The organism is Telluria sp. LT2P34, from assembly GCF_059685915.1.
On record NZ_JCASIN010000001.1, the window covers coordinates 1231856 to 1248368 of the forward strand.

Annotated in this window: 13 protein-coding genes and 1 tRNA gene; 8 read left to right on the forward strand and 6 right to left on the reverse strand. The window is 63.2% G+C overall.

The window, feature by feature from the left end; translation table 11 throughout:
* Positions 1-24 precede the first annotated feature (24 nt).
* Complete coding sequence (locus AC56KZ_RS05495) at positions 25-351, forward strand: hypothetical protein (RefSeq protein ID WP_497161108.1); 327 nt, start codon at positions 25-27, stop codon at positions 349-351.
* 51 nt (positions 352-402) lie between these two features.
* On the opposite strand, the gene AC56KZ_RS05500 is transcribed toward AC56KZ_RS05495, so the two are convergent.
* Together AC56KZ_RS05500 and acs are read right to left on the reverse strand one after the other, a co-directional pair.
* Positions 403-2709, reverse strand: coding sequence for a TonB-dependent receptor (locus AC56KZ_RS05500; protein ID WP_497161109.1), 2307 nt, complete (start codon positions 2707-2709; stop codon positions 403-405).
* Between the two features lie 160 nt (positions 2710-2869).
* Entirely contained in the window at positions 2870-4867 is a 1998-nt protein-coding gene (gene acs, locus AC56KZ_RS05505; protein ID WP_497161110.1) for an acetate--CoA ligase, read from the reverse strand.
* Positions 4868-5057: 190 nt separating this feature from the next.
* Between acs and AC56KZ_RS05510 the strand changes: the two genes are divergently transcribed.
* From AC56KZ_RS05510 to AC56KZ_RS05530, 5 genes are all read left to right on the forward strand, one after another.
* Positions 5058-5666, forward strand: a complete 609-nt coding sequence (locus tag AC56KZ_RS05510) for a TIGR00645 family protein (protein ID WP_497161111.1) — start codon at positions 5058-5060, stop codon at positions 5664-5666.
* Positions 5667-5685: 19 nt separating this feature from the next.
* Entirely contained in the window at positions 5686-7218 is a 1533-nt protein-coding gene (locus AC56KZ_RS05515; protein WP_497161112.1) for a fumarate hydratase, read from the forward strand.
* A 2-nt stretch (positions 7219-7220) separates the two neighbouring features.
* Positions 7221-8087: a glutamate racemase gene (gene murI, locus AC56KZ_RS05520; RefSeq protein ID WP_497161113.1), complete on the forward strand. Its 867-nt coding sequence runs from the start codon at positions 7221-7223 to the stop codon at positions 8085-8087.
* Positions 8088-8161: 74 nt separating this feature from the next.
* Positions 8162-8237: transfer RNA gene (locus AC56KZ_RS05525), tRNA-His, on the forward strand.
* A gap of 182 nt (positions 8238-8419) precedes the next feature.
* Positions 8420-9967, forward strand: coding sequence for a PKD domain-containing protein (locus AC56KZ_RS05530; protein WP_497161114.1), 1548 nt, complete (start codon positions 8420-8422; stop codon positions 9965-9967).
* A gap of 81 nt (positions 9968-10048) precedes the next feature.
* Here the strand turns inward: AC56KZ_RS05530 and AC56KZ_RS05535 are convergent, their stop codons facing one another.
* From AC56KZ_RS05535 to dusA, 4 genes are all read right to left on the reverse strand, one after another.
* Positions 10049-10492 carry a YXWGXW repeat-containing protein gene (locus tag AC56KZ_RS05535; RefSeq protein ID WP_497161115.1) on the reverse strand — a complete coding sequence of 148 codons (444 nt, stop codon included), beginning with the start codon at positions 10490-10492 and terminating at the stop codon, positions 10049-10051.
* Between the two features lie 286 nt (positions 10493-10778).
* Positions 10779-11123 carry an energy transducer TonB gene (locus AC56KZ_RS05540; RefSeq protein ID WP_497161116.1) on the reverse strand — a complete coding sequence of 115 codons (345 nt, stop codon included), beginning with the start codon at positions 11121-11123 and terminating at the stop codon, positions 10779-10781.
* An 80-nt stretch (positions 11124-11203) separates the two neighbouring features.
* The gene (locus tag AC56KZ_RS05545; protein WP_497161117.1) at positions 11204-12976 is read right to left on the reverse strand and encodes a methyl-accepting chemotaxis protein; all 1773 of its coding nucleotides are present in this window, start codon (positions 12974-12976) and stop codon (positions 11204-11206) included.
* Positions 12977-13294: 318 nt separating this feature from the next.
* The gene (gene dusA, locus AC56KZ_RS05550) at positions 13295-14326 is read right to left on the reverse strand and encodes a tRNA dihydrouridine(20/20a) synthase DusA (protein WP_497161118.1); all 1032 of its coding nucleotides are present in this window, start codon (positions 14324-14326) and stop codon (positions 13295-13297) included.
* Positions 14327-14589: 263 nt separating this feature from the next.
* Here dusA and AC56KZ_RS05555 point away from each other — a divergent pair, with 263 nt between their 5' ends.
* Positions 14590-15417, forward strand: a complete 828-nt coding sequence (locus AC56KZ_RS05555; protein ID WP_497161119.1) for a flagellin N-terminal helical domain-containing protein — start codon at positions 14590-14592, stop codon at positions 15415-15417.
* 232 nt (positions 15418-15649) lie between these two features.
* Positions 15650-16477 (forward strand): flagellin N-terminal helical domain-containing protein, encoded by an 828-nt coding sequence (locus AC56KZ_RS05560; RefSeq protein WP_497161120.1) that lies wholly within the window; start codon positions 15650-15652, stop codon positions 16475-16477.
* Positions 16478-16513 lie beyond the last annotated feature (36 nt).

Consider the following 16513-nt stretch of genomic DNA (forward strand, 5'->3'; position numbering starts at 1 on the left):
GCCCTTTCACCCAGGAGAACAACGATGACAACCATGACCGGCGGTAGCAACCATCCAGTAAAACACTTCGATACGAAGCAATTGCTGCGCATCGTCTTCGTGACGGCGCTGGTGCTGATGGTCCCTCTGGTGGCGATGCAGTTCACGAGCGAGGTCAACTGGACCGCGAGCGACTTCGTGATCATGGGTGTGATGCTGTTCGGCACCGGACTTCTGCTGCAGTTTGCGTCGAACCGTATCCGCAGCGGCAAGAGCCGCCTGCTGGCCATCGCTGCGATCGCTTTCGTCTTCTTGTTCGTATGGGCCGAGCTGGCTGTGGGTCTGGTCGGCAGTCCGTTCGCCGGTTCGTAATCCGGTCTTGCCGCTTCAAAAGGCCGCCGTCCAGGCGGCCTTTTGTCATTTCTAAAGATCGACTTTCAACTCCGCCAGCCAGGTGCGCTGCGGATAGGGATGAAAATTCCAGTACCGGTCATTGTTGAGGTTATCGATTCCCAGCGCGGCGCTCCAGCGTGCATTCAACCGGTAGGTCGCCCGCACATCGGCCGTGAAATAGCGGCTGGATCCCTGGTAGGCAAAGCCATTCACATCCACATTGTCCAGCGTCGAAAACTGCTTGCCGCTGTAGCGCGCCGCCAGCGTCAGCGCCAGCCGCTCGTTGACGCGGTAGCTGGCGACGCCGGTGGCGCGCCATTCTGGAATACGCGGCTGGCGCTTGCCGATGCTGGCCGGGAAGCGATGATTCTGCTTGATCGTCGAGTCGGCCCAGGTCAGGCTGGCATTCAGGTCCAGGCCCGGCCAGGCGACGTCAAGCGCTCCGTAGGCCAGCTCGACGCCCTTGGTATCGATGCGGCCGACGTTCTGGACATTGGTGACGTTGGGCGTGACGAGCACGTTGGTCTGCGAGTAGAGGGCGTCGTGGGTGCGTTCGCCGAAGCTTGTGATGCGCAGCGAACCGGACTCCAGCTTGCGCTCGACGCTCAGTTCGCCCGTCCAGGACCGTTCCGGCGCCAGGTTCGGATCGTTATTCACGAGCACGCCGGCACCGTTCACGCCGCCCTGGTAGAGCTCGGAGACGGTCGGCATGCGCACGGCGCGCCCGAGCGAGGCCTTCAGGACCCAGCCAGGTGTCGCCTGCCAGGCGAGCGCGGCTTTCGGGGAAGCGTGGGTTTCGCTGCGCTCCGGATGCGTTACCGTGGCCCTCGCGTTCGAGGTGCGTCCGGCGCCGGCTTCCCAGCGCTCCAGGCGCACGCCGAGCACCGCCTTCCAGTTTGGTGCAAAGCGCCATGTGTCCTGGGCAAATACCGCCTGGGTGCGGGTGCGGCCGCCGAAGGCCTGGTTGCGCGCGCCGGGCCTGCCATCGATCCAGTCGGCCGTGGCATGTTCGATACTGGCCAGCCGATAGGCATCGCGCTGGTAACCGAATTCGACGATGTGGGCGCCCTGGGGGCCCAGCGGGCGCCAGACGCCTTTCGCCGAAAAGGTGTTCCAGCCGGTGCCGCCGGCGTCGACGATGCGCCCTGCCCCGCCGCCCTCGGCGGCAGGCAGCGCCACGGTGGCGGCGCGCAGCAAGTCTTCGCTGTAGTCGTAGCGGCTGGCGGCGAGTTCCCAGTCGAACACGCCCCTGGTATTGCTCTTGACGGACAGGCCATGCATCAGGTGGCGCAGGTCTTCGTTCGAGCGGTGGAAGTCCGTCTGGCCGAGCGTGTAGCTGCGCCCGACAATCGTGACCGGGCCGCTGTAGACTGGCTGGCCGCCGCTGGTGCGCAGGTATGTATCGGGGCGGCCTTCGGCATCGTTTTGCCACAAGCCAAGCACATAAGTGGCGCGCACGGTCGGTGAAACGTCGTAGGCCAGCTTCGCCTTCAGGTGGTCCTGCACCGTGTCATAGCGGGTGGCGGTGCCGAGGATGAGCCAGTCGCGGCCGTTACGGTCCTGCCCCGGCACCGCGCCGACCACGCTGTCCGCATTCGGGCTGGGCAAGCCGGCGCCCGGCAGGCGCGTAATAAACGTTTGCGGCTGGCCGGCGCTGTCGTTGCGGCTGAGGTCAATGAACCAGGACCACGGGCCCTGGCGGTCGCCCAGGGAGATGCTGCCCTGCCAGCCGGAAAAGTTATCGCGCGTGTTGTAGAGCCGAAAGGGCTGGTGCGACAGCGACAGTTTGGCGTGCGCTTCGAAGCGGCGCGGCATGCGCGTGACGTAATCGACGACCGCGCCCACCGAATTGCCGCCATAGGCTGCGGAAAATGGGCCGTACAGCACATCGACCCGTTCGATCTCGCCTGGCGTGACCATGCCCCAGCGCGGCGCGAAGCTGGCGCCGTTGCCGAGGTAGTTCGACAGCAGGATGCCGTCCGCGTACACGGCCGAACGCGCACTGTTGCCGGTGCCCGAGGCCCGCGTTGATAGCACGGCATGGTTGTAGTCGCCGATATAGCGTTTGCGCACCAGCAGGCTGGGCAGGTATTTGAGCGCGTCTTCGGCATCGGTGGCGTTCACCGTGCGGGCGATCTCGGCGGCGGTGATGCTTTCGATGGTGGTCGGGATCTGTGTCGGCAAGGAACTGGGGCGGTGGCCGGTAACGAGCACGATGCCCGTCTGTTTGGTGCGTGCGCTGGCGTCGTCGTCTTCCTGCGCAAGGGCAGCGCTGACGAACGCACATTCGAGCGCGGCAAGGATGGCAAGCGTGATGGTGGTGTGCGTTGGTCTCATCGAGTCCCTGTCCGTACGTTGGCGGCGTGGTTTGCCTTAGCTTGGCGCACTGACAGAAAGCGATATGGACGCGGCGCATACGAGACCGGTATGCGCGCAAAAGCGGAAATGCCTGAAAACCAGCCCGCGCAACGGCGGGCTGGTGGAACTGCGCGGCGTGTTAAGCCGATTCCTTGAGCTGCTCGAGGATGGCCGGGTTTTCCAGCGTTGAAATATCCTGAGTGATGGTCTCGCCCTTGGCCAGTACGCGCAGCAGGCGCCGCATGATCTTGCCCGAGCGCGTTTTCGGCAGGTTGTCGCCGAAGCGGATTTCCTTCGGCTTGGCGATCGGGCCGATTTCCTTGCCGACCCAGTTACGCAGCTCCAGCGCCAGCTTCTTGGCCTCGTCGCCGGTCGGGCGCGCACCCTTGAGCACGACGAAGGCGCAGATCGCTTCGCCCGTCGTGTCGTCCGGCTTGCCGACCACGGCCGCTTCAGCAACCATCGGATTGGCCACCAGCGCCGACTCGATTTCCATCGTGCCCATGCGGTGGCCCGATACGTTGAGCACGTCGTCGATGCGGCCGGTAATGGTGAAATAGCCGGTGTCCTTGTGGCGGATGGCGCCGTCGCCCGCCAGGTAATACTTGCCGCCCAGCTCTTCGGGGAAATAGCTGGTGCGGAAGCGCTCGGGGTTGTTCCAGATCGTGCGGATCATCGACGGCCATGGACGCTTGACGACCAGGATGCCGCCCTGCCCGTTCGCCACGTCGGCGCCCGACTCGTCGACGATGGCGGCCATGATGCCCGGCAGCGGCAGCGTGCAGGAGCCCGGCACCATCGGCGTCGCCCCGGGCAGCGGCGTGATCATGTGGCCGCCCGTTTCGGTCTGCCAGAAGGTGTCGACGATCGGGCAGCGTTCCTGGCCGATGTTCTTGTAGTACCACATCCAGGCTTCCGGATTGATCGGCTCGCCCACCGAACCGAGCAGGCGCAGCGAGGACAGGTCGTAATTCTTCGGGTGCACTTTCTCGTCGACGTCGGACGCCTTGATCAGGGAACGGATCGCCGTTGGCGCGGTATAGAAGATCGACACCTTGTGCTTGGCGATGGTGTCCCAGAAGCGGCCGGCGTTCGGGAAGGTCGGTACGCCTTCGAACACGATCTGGGTGGCGCCCACGGCCAGCGGGCCATAGGCGATGTAGCTGTGGCCGGTGACCCAGCCGATGTCGGCGGTGCACCAGAACACGTCGCTCGGCTTGAGGTCGAAGGTCCATTTCATGGTCAGCGCGGCCCACAGCAGGTAGCCGCCGGTCGCGTGCTGGACGCCCTTCGGCGTGCCGGTCGAGCCCGAGGTGTAGAGGATGAACAGCGGATGCTCGGCATCAACCCATTCCGGCTCGCACTCCGTGCTCTGGTTCGCCACCAGGTCGTGCAGCCAGATGTCGCGCCCTTCGGTGAAGGCAACCTTGCCGCGCGTGCGCTGGTAGACGATGACGTCCTTGACCGACTCGCAGCCGCCCATGGCGAGCGCCTCGTCGACGATGGCCTTCAGGGGCAGCGACTTGCCGCCGCGCTGTTGCTCGTCGGCCGTGATGATGGCGACGGCGCCGGCGTCGATGATGCGTTCCTGCAGCGATTTGGCCGAGAAGCCGCCGAAGACGACGGAGTGGGTCGCGCCGATGCGGGCGCAGGCCTGCATCGCGGTCACGCCTTCGACCGACATCGACATATAGATGATGACGCGGTCGCCCTTCTTGACGCCGCGGGATTTGAGGCCATTGGCGAACTTGCAGACGCGCTGGTGCAGGTCGCGGTACGTGACGTTGGTGGTGGCGCCGTCGTCGGCCTCGAAGATGATGGCCGTCTTGTCGGCGTTGCCGTTGATCAGGTTGCGGTCAAGGCAGTTATACGACGCATTGAGTTGCCCGTCGGCAAACCACTTGTAAAAAGGCGCGTTCGACTCGTCGAGCGTGGTCGTGAATGGCGTTTGCCAGTCGAGGTGCTCGCGCGCCAGGCGCGCCCAGAAGCCCTCGTAGTCGCTGGCGGCCTCCTGGCACAGCTTGTCATAGGCTTCCATGCCGGAGATGGCGGCGTTTGCCGCGAATCCGGACGGCGGCTGGAACACGCGGTTCTCCTGCATGCCATGGTTTTCCTGGACAGTCTCGTTCTCGGCCATGTTAGTCTCCATCGTAGTAGTTTTGTCAGCCCACCTTAGGTGCGCCTGCTTACTGAGCGCTTACACGCACCTTCCCTATTCAGGTGCGATTTTACCAACCCTCGGGCATTCCGACGCAGCCATCTGCAAGCGCGCGCGGGCGGTGTAAAATGATGGGCTGAATTTGTCGGAAATCCTGGAGCCGTATCTGATGTTGCAAAACGAACCTGCACGCGAGCCGCATAAGCTTACCCCCCTGAACCGCCTGATTTTTTCCAGCCGCTGGCTGCAGTTGCCGCTGTATCTGGGCCTGATCCTGGCGCAATGTGTCTACGTATTCCACTTCTGGGTCGAGCTGAAAGACCTGATCGGCGCCGCCATGGGCAATGTCGCGTCGCTCGAGCATATCCTCGACGCCGTCACCGTGCCGGGCGCCGAGCGTCCGGCAAAGCTGACCGAAGTGACCATTATGCTCGTCGTGCTGGGACTGATTGACGTGGTCATGATCTCGAACCTCCTGATCATGGTCATCATTGGCGGATACGAGACGTTTGTGTCGCGCATGCACCTCGAAGGCCACCCGGACCAGCCCGAATGGCTGTCCCATGTGAACGCCTCAGTGCTGAAAACCAAACTGGCGATGGCGATCATCGGCATTTCCTCGATCCATTTGCTGAAGACCTTCATCAATGCAGGGTCATACAAGGAAGAAGTGATGATGTGGCAAGTCATCATCCATTGCGCCTTCCTGCTCTCGGCCATGGCGATTGCCTATACCGACCGCATCGTCATGACGACGCACGCAGCCAAAAATCACTAATCTTTATCTCGAGAATTCCATGACAGTCATCAAACAGGAAGACCTGATCGAATCGGTCGCCGCGGCCCTGCAATACATCAGCTACTACCACCCGGCTGACTACATTCAACACCTGGCGCGTGCCTACGAGTCCGAGCAAAGCCCGGCGGCAAAAGACGCGATCGCCCAGATCCTGACCAATTCGCGCATGTGCGCCGAAGGCAAGCGTCCGATCTGCCAGGACACCGGCATCGTCAACGTCTTCCTGAAAATCGGCATGGGCGTGCGCTTCGAAGGCTTTTCCGGCAACGTCACCGACGCCGTCAACGAAGGCGTGCGCCGCGCCTACAACTTTGCCGACAACAAGCTGCGCGCCTCGATCGTGGCCGATCCCCACTTCGAGCGCAAGAACACGAAGGACAACACCCCGGCCGTTGTCCATATGGAACTGGTCGAGGGCAACACTGTCGACATCCGCATCGCAGCCAAGGGCGGCGGCTCGGAAAACAAGACCAAGTTCATCATGCTCAATCCTTCCGATTCGCTGGTCGACTGGGTGCTGAAGACCGTGCCGCTGATGGGCGCCGGCTGGTGCCCACCGGGCATGCTCGGCATCGGCATCGGCGGCACCGCCGAAAAAGCGATGCTGATGGCGAAAGAGTCGCTGATGGAAGACATCGACATGTACGAGCTCAAGCAGCGCGGCCCGCAAAACAAGCTGGAAGAGCTGCGCATCGAACTGTGCGAGAAAATCAACGCGCTCGGCATCGGCGCGCAGGGCCTGGGCGGCCTGACGACCGTGCTCGACGTCAAGATCAACATGTACCCGACCCACGCGGCCTCCAAGCCGGTAGCGATGATCCCGAACTGCGCCGCCACCCGCCACGCGCATTTTGTGCTCGACGGCTCGGGGCCGGTCTACATGGAACCGCCGGCCTTGTCGACCTGGCCGGACGTGCAGTGGATGCCGGACACCGAACGATCGAAGCGCGTCGACCTCAACACCCTGACCAAGGAAGAAGTCGCTTCCTGGACGCCGGGCCAGACCCTGCTTCTGAACGGCAAGATGCTGACCGGACGCGACGCCGCCCACAAGCGCATCCAGGACATGCTGGCCCGGGGCGAGCAATTGCCGGTCGACTTCACGAATCGCGTCATTTATTACGTCGGCCCGGTCGACCCGGTGCGTGAAGAAGTCGTCGGTCCGGCAGGCCCGACAACCGCGACCCGTATGGACAAGTTCACCGAGATGATGCTGGCGCAAACCGGCCTGATCTCGATGGTCGGCAAGGCCGAGCGCGGCCCGACCGCCATCGAAGCGATCCAGCGCCACAAGTCGGCCTACCTGATGGCAGTCGGCGGCTCGGCCTACCTGGTTTCGAAAGCGATCAAGTCGGCGCGCGTGGTCGGCTTCGAAGACCTCGGCATGGAAGCGATCTACGAATTCGACGTGCAGGACATGCCCGTCACCGTCGCGGTCGACTCGAACGGCACCTCGGTGCACAATACCGGTCCGAAGGAATGGTCGGCGAAGATCGAATCGCTGAAGGGCATCCCGGTCTCGGTCGTGTAAGAATGTCCGCAATGTCGCCCGACGCCCCCATCGGCATCTTCGATTCCGGCGTCGGCGGCCTGTCGGTGCTGCGCCATATCCGCGCGCAGCTGCCGCATGAACACCTCATCTATTTCGCCGATTCGGGCTTCGCGCCCTACGGCGACAAGCCGCAAGCGCTCGTCACCGAACGCGTGCTCGCCATCGGCGCCTTCTTCCAGGCCCAGGGCGCCAAAGCCATCGTCGTCGCCTGCAACACCGCCACCGTGGCGGCGATTGCCGTGCTGCGCGAGCACTACCCGGGCATGCCGATCGTCGGCGTCGAGCCGGGCCTGAAACCGGCAGCCAGCGCAACCCGCAGCGGCATCGTCGGCGTGCTGGCCACCGAGCGCACCATCGCCAGCAGCAAATTTTTGCTCTTGCAGGAACAAATCAGCGCCGCCACCGGCGCGCGCTTCCTGCTGCAAGCCTGCAATGGACTGGCCGACCAGATCGAATGCGGAGACCGCGAGTCAAGTGCCCTCGAACCCCTGCTGCGGCGCTTCATCCATCCCCTGCTCGATGGCGGAGCCGACGTGCTGGTGCTCGGCTGCACCCATTACCCCCTGGTGCAAGCCTCGATCGAACGCGTGATCGCGGCCCACACCGACCGTCCGGTGACCCTGGTCGACACCGGCGAGGCGGTCGCGCGCCAGCTCGAACGCCTGCTCGCCGCCGGTAGTATCGCGCGCCCTGCCACGGCTGCGCCCCCTGCCCGCCTCGACGGCTTTACCAGCGCCAGCGCGACGGCGCTGTCGGCGGCGTTTGCCGGCCTGCTCGGGACCGACCCGCCGGTGCATGAGCTGGCGGCTGCGAGCGCCGGCACGATGTTGATCCGACAGAACAATTAGATTTGCCACTTTCCTCGAGAGTTTGTATAATCTCGTTCTGTCGCGGCATGCTGTGGCAGAAAAGCAAGACAGTGGTGGCTGTAGCTCAGTTGGTAGAGTCCAGGATTGTGATTCCTGTTGTCGTGGGTTCGAGCCCCATCAGCCACCCCAAGAATTCGGTAGTAAAGAAAGGGTTACATGCTTCGGCGTGTAACCCTTTTTTTGTTTTGGGCACCTGACCAACGATAAGCGTTTTAGTTCCCTTGTTGAGTTAGACCGAGGTCATGTTCAGTTTGATAGCGGAGCCTACAGTAAAGCCCTTGCAGTTCATCGTTTTCCTGTTCAAGGCTCCCATGACATTGTCGCCCACCCACAAATCCCGCTTCCGGCGCATCAGCTTGCTTGGATCAGCCCTCGTCGTGCTGTGCGTGAGCAGCGCCACGGTGCACGCGGCGCGCCAACCGGCGCGCACGCCGGCGCCCCCTCGCGCATCCGACTACAGCGTCATCAACCTCGGCGCCGACGCGGCGATGGCATTCCTGAACGCGCGCGGCCAGGTCGCCTTTGTTACGGGGGCGCCCGATGCTCCGGTGAACTGGTTTTTCGACGGGGCGCGGCTGCATGCACTGCGTTCGCTGGGCGGGTCCTATACGCAGGTAAAAGGCTTGAACAATCAGGGGGTCGTGGTGGGGCAATCGCAGGATGCGCGGCTTGATTACCGCGCGTTTTCCTGGACCGTGGCGGACGGCATGCGCGCCTTGCCGGGCCCGGCCCTGGCCGACGCGAACGCGATCAACAACCGTAACCAGGTTGTGGGCGCCGTGCGCGCGGAGGGGCAACAGTTCTACACCCGCGCCAACCGCTGGGATCCGGACGGCAAGCTCACCCGGCTGGGCCCGGCACCGGCGAGGTTGTCGACTGCCTGGGCCATCAACGACAACGGCGTATCTGTGGGCGACGCGGAAGTGCAGTTCCAGGACAGCCGCGCGATGGTGTGGGACGCGGCCGGCAAGGCGACGGACCTGGGTAAATTCGGCGGCTCGCAGTCGACCGCCAAGCACATCAACGCCAGTGGCCAGGTGCTCGGCACCTATTACAAGGATGGGCGCGGCATCGGTTTTCTGTGGAGCCGCAGAAGTGGCATGCTGCGGATCGGGCTTGAAACGGGCGAGCAGTATCTCACCGGGCTGAACGACTACGGCGACGTTACGGGGAACAACCGGATCATGGACGGCGGTGCGCTCTATCGTTACAGGCCATTCCTCTGGTCGGTGCGGGGCGGCATGCGGCTACTGCCGATGGCCGGGGCGCAGGATGCCAGGGTCGGGGCGCTGAACAAGCGGCGCCAGATGGTCGGCTACCTCGAGCACACGCTGGAGGACGCGACAAGCAGGCGCGCGGTGTTGTGGGACGATGCGGCCAATCCGGTCGACCTGAACACCCGGCTCCATCGCCCTCCCCCCGGTCTGGTGCTGTACGCCGCAAGCGCGATCAACGACGATGGCGCCATCGTCGCCCACTCGAACGCCGGGCTGGTGCTGCTGCGACCAGGCAAAGCAGGCACGGCCGCGCCGGTACTCGGCGCCATCGCCGGCGCGCCCGCCAACGAGACGGTCGCGCTGGGCGACACGGTCGACTTCACGGTCAACTTCGTCGACAGCGCCACGGCCGAGTCGCACCGGGCCTCGGCCAGCGTCAACGATGGCTGCACGCAGGCGGCGCCCAGCCTGCGCGAGCGGCGCGGCGCGGGCGACGTCAGCCTGCGCCATACCTTTTGCCGGCCAGGCAGTTTCACGGTGCAGGTCAGGGTAACCGACCAGGCCGGGAATGCCACGCAGGTGCAGCGCCTGCTGTCCGTCACGGATCGGTCGCCGATGCTTCGCCAAGGGCAGGCACAATAAAAAAGGCCACCCAGAATCCTGGGTGACCTCTTGTTCGCGCTTGACGCTGTTTCCGGGCCGGCTTACGCCAGCCCTGGTCCATCAATAACGGTTGCCGTTGTTCGGACGCGCATCGACACGATTCGGGACGCCGTCGTTGTCGCGGTCGCGGTCATAACGGTTTGGGACACCGTCGCGGTCGCGGTCACGGCCCATACCATCGGCACGGTCGCCACGCTGCCAGCCGCCGCGATTCATTACCCAACCGTTATTGTCGCGGCGCCATTCAGGGCGGGCATACACATAACCTGCACGCACTCGCTCATGATGACCGGCAACCCAGGTGTAGCGGCGGCCGTTCCAGTCCCAGTAACCTGGCACCCATTCATAGCCACGACGTGCCGCCGGGATGCGCTCGGCGCGCAAGGCCGGTGGGGCCTTCTCTACGACGATAATCTGGGTCCTGCTTTGCGCCACTGCTTGCACCGGGGTGAAAGCGGCGGAACTGATCAGAACAGCTGCTGCGGTAAGAAGGATTCGTTTCATGGTAGTGCTCCTTTCGGTTCGTGTGAGATCACTATATCCAATCATTCTTGCGCACAGTAGCAATGATGCAAGTGCTTACAATCGATACATTTGGCCGGAATTCATTAACAAACTGGAAACGTTATGTTAGCTCGGCACGCATGCGAGGGGCGCACGCTCGAGACCGCTATCGAATGGAGCCGGCGTATGCCTCATCTGCCGGCGGGGCGCGCAATACGCTTTCGACGATAAAAACAAAACAGCCGGCGCAAGGCCGGCTGTCTGTCATGCGAAAACCCGCGACGGATTAGTCGAGTTTCCAGGCGTAGTCGACCTTGGCCCAGGTCTGCGCCGGGGCGCCGTCCTTGCTGCCCGGCTTGAATTTGCAAGCCGTCAGGCCCTTCTGGGCTGCCTTGTCGAGGCCTTTGAAGCCGCTCGACTTGTCCAGCTTCGAATCGGCGACGCTGCCGTCGGCGTTGACGAGGAACGACATCGTGGTCGTGCCCTGCTCTTCGTTCATCAGCGAGGCTTTCGGGTATTCCACCTTGCACTTCGACGGATCGAAGGAGGCCGGGGTTTCGGCAGCGAAGGCCGAGCCGGCGATGGCAGCGAAAGCGAAGGTGGCGATGGCGTTGAGGTAAGTTTTTTTCATGATGGTCGTTCCTTTAAAGTTTTTGTTAATCTGCCGCTGACTACTGCGGTCTTTCTGTGAGTCCGGCAAATTGCCGTGAATTAAAATTCTTCCCATTCGTCGCTGCCTGCCGACACCGGCGCCTTCTTCGGCTTGGCGGACGGCTTGGCTGCTGCCGGGGTGGCAGCCGTAGCGGGCTTCTTCGGGGCCTGGCGGGCTGGACGCGCTGCCGGGGCGCGCAGCGCTGGCAAGGTGGCCATCTGGCTTGGCGCCGGGCGTGCCGCTACCGGTGGCGCGGCCTGCTCTTCACCGTCGACCAGCTTGAAGATGCTGACCACGCGGGCCAGTTCGCCGGCCTGGTCCTGCAGGCTCTGGGCGGCGGCGGCCGCTTCTTCCACCAGGGCCGCGTTTTGCTGGGTCATGCTGTCCATCTCGATGATCGACATGTTGACCTGCTCGATGCCGGCGCTCTGCTCGGCGCTGGCGTTGGCGATCTCGCCCATGATGTCGGTGACGCGCTTGACGCTCGCCACGACTTCGTCCATGGTCACGCCGGCCTGGCCGACCAGCTTGCTACCGCGCTCGACCTTCTCGACCGAGTCGCCGATCAGGGTCTTGATTTCCTTGGCGGCCGCAGCCGACCGCTGGGCCAGGTTGCGCACTTCGGAAGCGACGACCGCGAAACCACGGCCCTGCTCGCCGGCACGTGCCGCCTCGACCGCGGCGTTCAGGGCCAGGATGTTGGTCTGGAAGGCAATGCCGTCGATGACGCCGATAATGTCGGCAATCTTGCTGGCCGAGCTATTGATCTCGCCCATGGTGCCAACCACTTGCGACACCACGTCGCCGCCCTTGCGGGCCACGTCGGACGCGCTGGCCGCCAACTGATTCGCCTCGCGAGCGTGCTCGGCGTTCTGCTTGACGGTAGTGGTCAGGGTTTCCATCGCCGAAGCGGTCTTTTCCAGCGAGCTGGCCTGCAATTCGGTACGCGAGGACAAATCGAGGTTGCCGGCGGCGATTTCACGCGACGCGGTGCCGATGGTCTCGGTGCCGCGGCGTACCTGGCTCACGATATCGACCAGGCTGTCGCGCATGCCGTTCATCTCGGCCAGCAAGCTGCCTTTGTCGGCGGTGCTGGTGTCGATGGCGATCGACAGGTCGCCGTGGGCGATGCTGCCGGCGATCCGGGTCGTGTAGTCGGGCTCGCCGCCCAGCTGCTTGATCAGGCCGCGGGTGATGACCCAGGCAGCCGCCGCACCGATGCCGAGCGCCAGCACCAGCATGATCGACATGAAGTTACGGGCATTGACGAAGGCGTCGTGCGCATCCTGCTGGGTCTGGGCGCTCTGCTTGTCTTCCAGTGCCACCAGTTTATCCAGCGCTTCGGTCCACTTCTTCTGGACTGGACGGACTTCCTTGATCATGACGCGGGTGGCGTCCATGGCGTTGTTGGCCAGGTAAAGCTCGGACGCCTTGGCGATGGCAGGCATGGCTGCCGTTTCGTGTTGCTTGATTTCGGCCAGCAGCGCTTTCTCGCCGGCGCTGCCGTCCTTGGCGAAGATGCGGGCGACTTTTTGCTGGGCTTCGTCGTACTTGGCGGTCTGTTCCTTGAAGCGCTTGAGGTCCGGTTCCATTTCGCTGGCGTCGGTCATCAAGGTCAGCACGCGCAGGGAAGCGAGGCGGTCTTGCACGTTGGTGCGCATTTCGATCACGGAACGGCTGGACACATTATTGACGCTGACGACGTGATCGAGCCGGTCCTGGATCTCGGACATGCGCCAGATGCCGACGACGGTCACGGCGACCAGCAGCACCAGCACCAGGGCAAAGCCCAGTCCCAAGCGCATCCCGACTTTCATCTTCGATAAATTCATTTCGCCTTCCCAGTTGATGGATCAGATTTGCTTCGATGTTTACGGCGGAACTGTCCTTGAGCAAATCTGCAATCCCGCACCGAAATTATGGAGCGCGCCTTGCCTTAGAGCAAGCAATCGCTCAATTCGCCCACGTAATTTACCATTTCCGTGTAGCAAATTTCCTACACGAAAGACTAAGTCTGGTCGAACTCTTGTTTAATTAACTACTGGAAAGAGCAGTGTGACAACAGATCAAGCGGCCGGGCGGCGCCCGGTGAGCTCATGGGGAGTGGTGCGGAAGGGATCTGCCGCAGCGTGCCGCGGCAGTGGAGCGAATCAGAGGCCGGGGATCAGGCTTGCCGCCTCGAGCAGGAGGCGCGGGTCGCCGCCGGCCAGTTTCTTGGGATCGGACAGCATCTGGCGGAAGGCGCGCGCGCCGGGCAGTCCCGCGGTCAGGCCGAGCATGTGGCGCGTGACGCTGTTGAGCTTGAGACCACGGCTGCCATGCTGCGCGAGCTGTTCCGCGATATACGGCACCATCGCCGCCAGTACCTCGGCGCGGGTCCTGGCCGGCGCGCTGGCGCCGTAAAAGCGTGCATCCCAGTCCGCCATCACCCAGGGATTGTGATACGCCTCGCGGCCCAGCATGACGCCATCGACGTGCTCGAGGTGCCGCGCGATCTCGTCGTCGCCCTTGACGCCGCCATTGATGATGATTTCCAGGTCCGGAAACTCGCGCTTGAGCTGATAAGCGACGTCGTAGCGCAGCGGCGGGATCTCGCGGTTTTCCTTCGGCGAGAGGCCCTTCAGGATGGCGTTACGGGCGTGGACGATGAAGGTGCGGCAACCGGCGTCGGCCACGGTGCCGACGAAATCGCGCACGAAGCCATACTCTTCACTATGGTCGATGCCGATCCGGTGCTTGACGGTGACGTCGATCGTCACCGCGTCGCGCATCGCCTTGACGCAGTCGGCCACCAGCTGCGGCTCGTTCATCAGACAGGCGCCGAAGGCGCCCTTCTGCACCCGCTCCGACGGGCAGCCGCAGTTCAGGTTGATTTCGTCATAGCCCCACTCCTGGCCGAGCTTCGCGCTCTTGGCCAGGTCCGCCGGTTCGCTGCCGCCCAGCTGCAACGCCAGCGGATGCTCGACCTCGTCGAAGCGCAGGTGGCGCTCGACATCGCCATAGACCAGCGCGCCGGTGGTGACCATCTCTGTATACAACCAGGTATGGCGGGTGATCTGGCGGTGGAAGACGCGGCAGTGGCGGTCGGTCCAGTCCATCATCGGGGCGACTGACAGGCGGCGTCCACTAACCGGGGCCTGGAGCGCCGGCGCGCTGCCGGCTTGGTTCTCTGCTGCGTTCATGTTTTTCCTGGAAAACGGCCGGGCGCCAGAGCGGGCTGCCGGCGGCGAAGGGGCATATTTTACCGTAAGGCCAGAACGCCAGCCGGGCACGACCTGCGGCCTGCCTGCTGACTTGTCGCCTTGCCATGCTTTCTCGGGATCCGAAAATAATCGAAATTATTTCCATACGGCACTTAATAGATCTGTGGAAACAGTCGTCTTGTACTTGTGAGAGCGTGAACAAGCGCTACCTTCAACGAAGCACCCGATACTAGGAGTTCACCATGCTGAGCCTGCACACCAACAACGCCGCCCTGTCCGCACAAAGCTCGATCGGTCGTACCCAAGGTGGCCTGTCCACCTCGATGACCCGCCTGTCGACGGGCTTCCGTATCAACACGGCGTCGGACGACGCGGCTGGCCTGCAGATCGCAACCCGCCTGAAAGCCCAGACCAGCGGCATGGCCGTTGCAATGCGCAATACCCAGAATGCCACCTCGATGATCCAGACCGCCGGCGGCGCCCTGTCGGAAATCAAGAACATGCTGATCCGCATGAAAGACCTGGCAACCCAGTCGGCGGACGGTTCGTCGAGCGCCGCCGACCGCACCGCACTGAACGCCGAGTTCGGCGACCTGCAAAAAGAAATCGCCAACGTCCTGACGAACACGACCTTCGGCGGCACCAAGCTGCTGACGGGCGCCGGCGGCTTCGCGGCTGCCGTCAAGCTCCAGATCGGCGCAACCGCCGCTGAAACGATGGACATCGATGTTAGTACGGACGTACTGGCGATCGGTACCGACGCCGGCCTGCTCGCCATGACCACCCAGACCAGCGCCAACACCGCCATCACCAGCGTGCAAGCAGTGCTCGACAAAGTCAGCACCGTTGACTCGGCACTCGGTGGCGCGGCCAACCGCCTGTCGCACGTGCATAACAACCTGTCGAACATCAGCACCAACACCAAGGCCGCGATCGGCCGCATCATGGACACCGACTTCGCGACCGAAAGCGCGAACATGACGAAGAACCAGATGCTGACGCAAGCCGGCACCGCGATGCTGAAGCAGTCGAACCAGATGTCGCAGATGGTCATGTCGTTGCTGCAGTAATCCCGCTTTTCCCCGGCCGATATCCGCCGGGAGTTGCACAGGCCAGCCGCTTCCAGGCTGGCCTTTTTCGTTTGCACTGCCCTGTCATGCGCGCCCTGGCGTCACTCCTTGAAACTATTTTCAATTTATTTCCATACGGCACTTAATGGATGTACGGAAACAGTCGTCTTGTACTAGTGAGAGCGCGACAGAGCGCTACCTTCAACGAAGCACCCAACACTAGGAATTCATCATGCTGAGCCTGCACACCAACAACGCCGCCCTGTCCGCACAAAGCTCGATCGGTCGTACCCAAGGCGGCCTGTCCACCTCGATGACCCGCCTGTCGACCGGTTTCCGTATCAACACGGCGTCGGACGACGCGGCTGGCCTGCAGATCGCAACCCGCCTGAAAGCCCAGACCAGCGGCATGGCCGTTGCAATGCGCAACACCCAGAACGCCACGTCGATGATCCAGACCGCCGGCGGCGCCCTGTCGGAAATCAAGAACATGCTGGTCCGCATGAAAGACCTGGCAACCCAGTCGGCCGACGGTTCGTCGAGCGCCGCCGACCGCACCGCACTGAACGCCGAGTTCGCCGACCTGCAAAAAGAAATCGCCAATGTCCTGACGAACACGACCTTCGGTGGCACCAAGCTGCTGACGGGCGCTGGCGGCTTCGCGGCAGCTGTCAAGCTCCAGATCGGTGCAACTGCCGCTGAAACGATGGACATCGACGTCGCTACGGACACACTGGCGATCGGCACCGACGCCGCCGCCCTCGTCATGACCAACCAGACGACCGCCAACACGGCAATCACCAACGTGCAAGCGGTCCTCGACAAAGTCAGCACCGTTGACTCGGCACTCGGTGGCGCCGCCAACCGCCTGTCGCACGTGCATAACAACCTGTCGAACATCAGCACCAACACCAAGGCCGCGATCGGCCGCATCATGGACACCGACTTCGCCACCGAAAGCGCGAACATGACGAAGAACCAGATGCTGACGCAAGCCGGCACCGCGATGCTGAAGCAGTCGAACCAGATGTCGCAGATGGTCATGTCGCTGCTGCAGTAATCCCGGCTTTCCCTGGCTGACTTCAGCCAAAAGCTC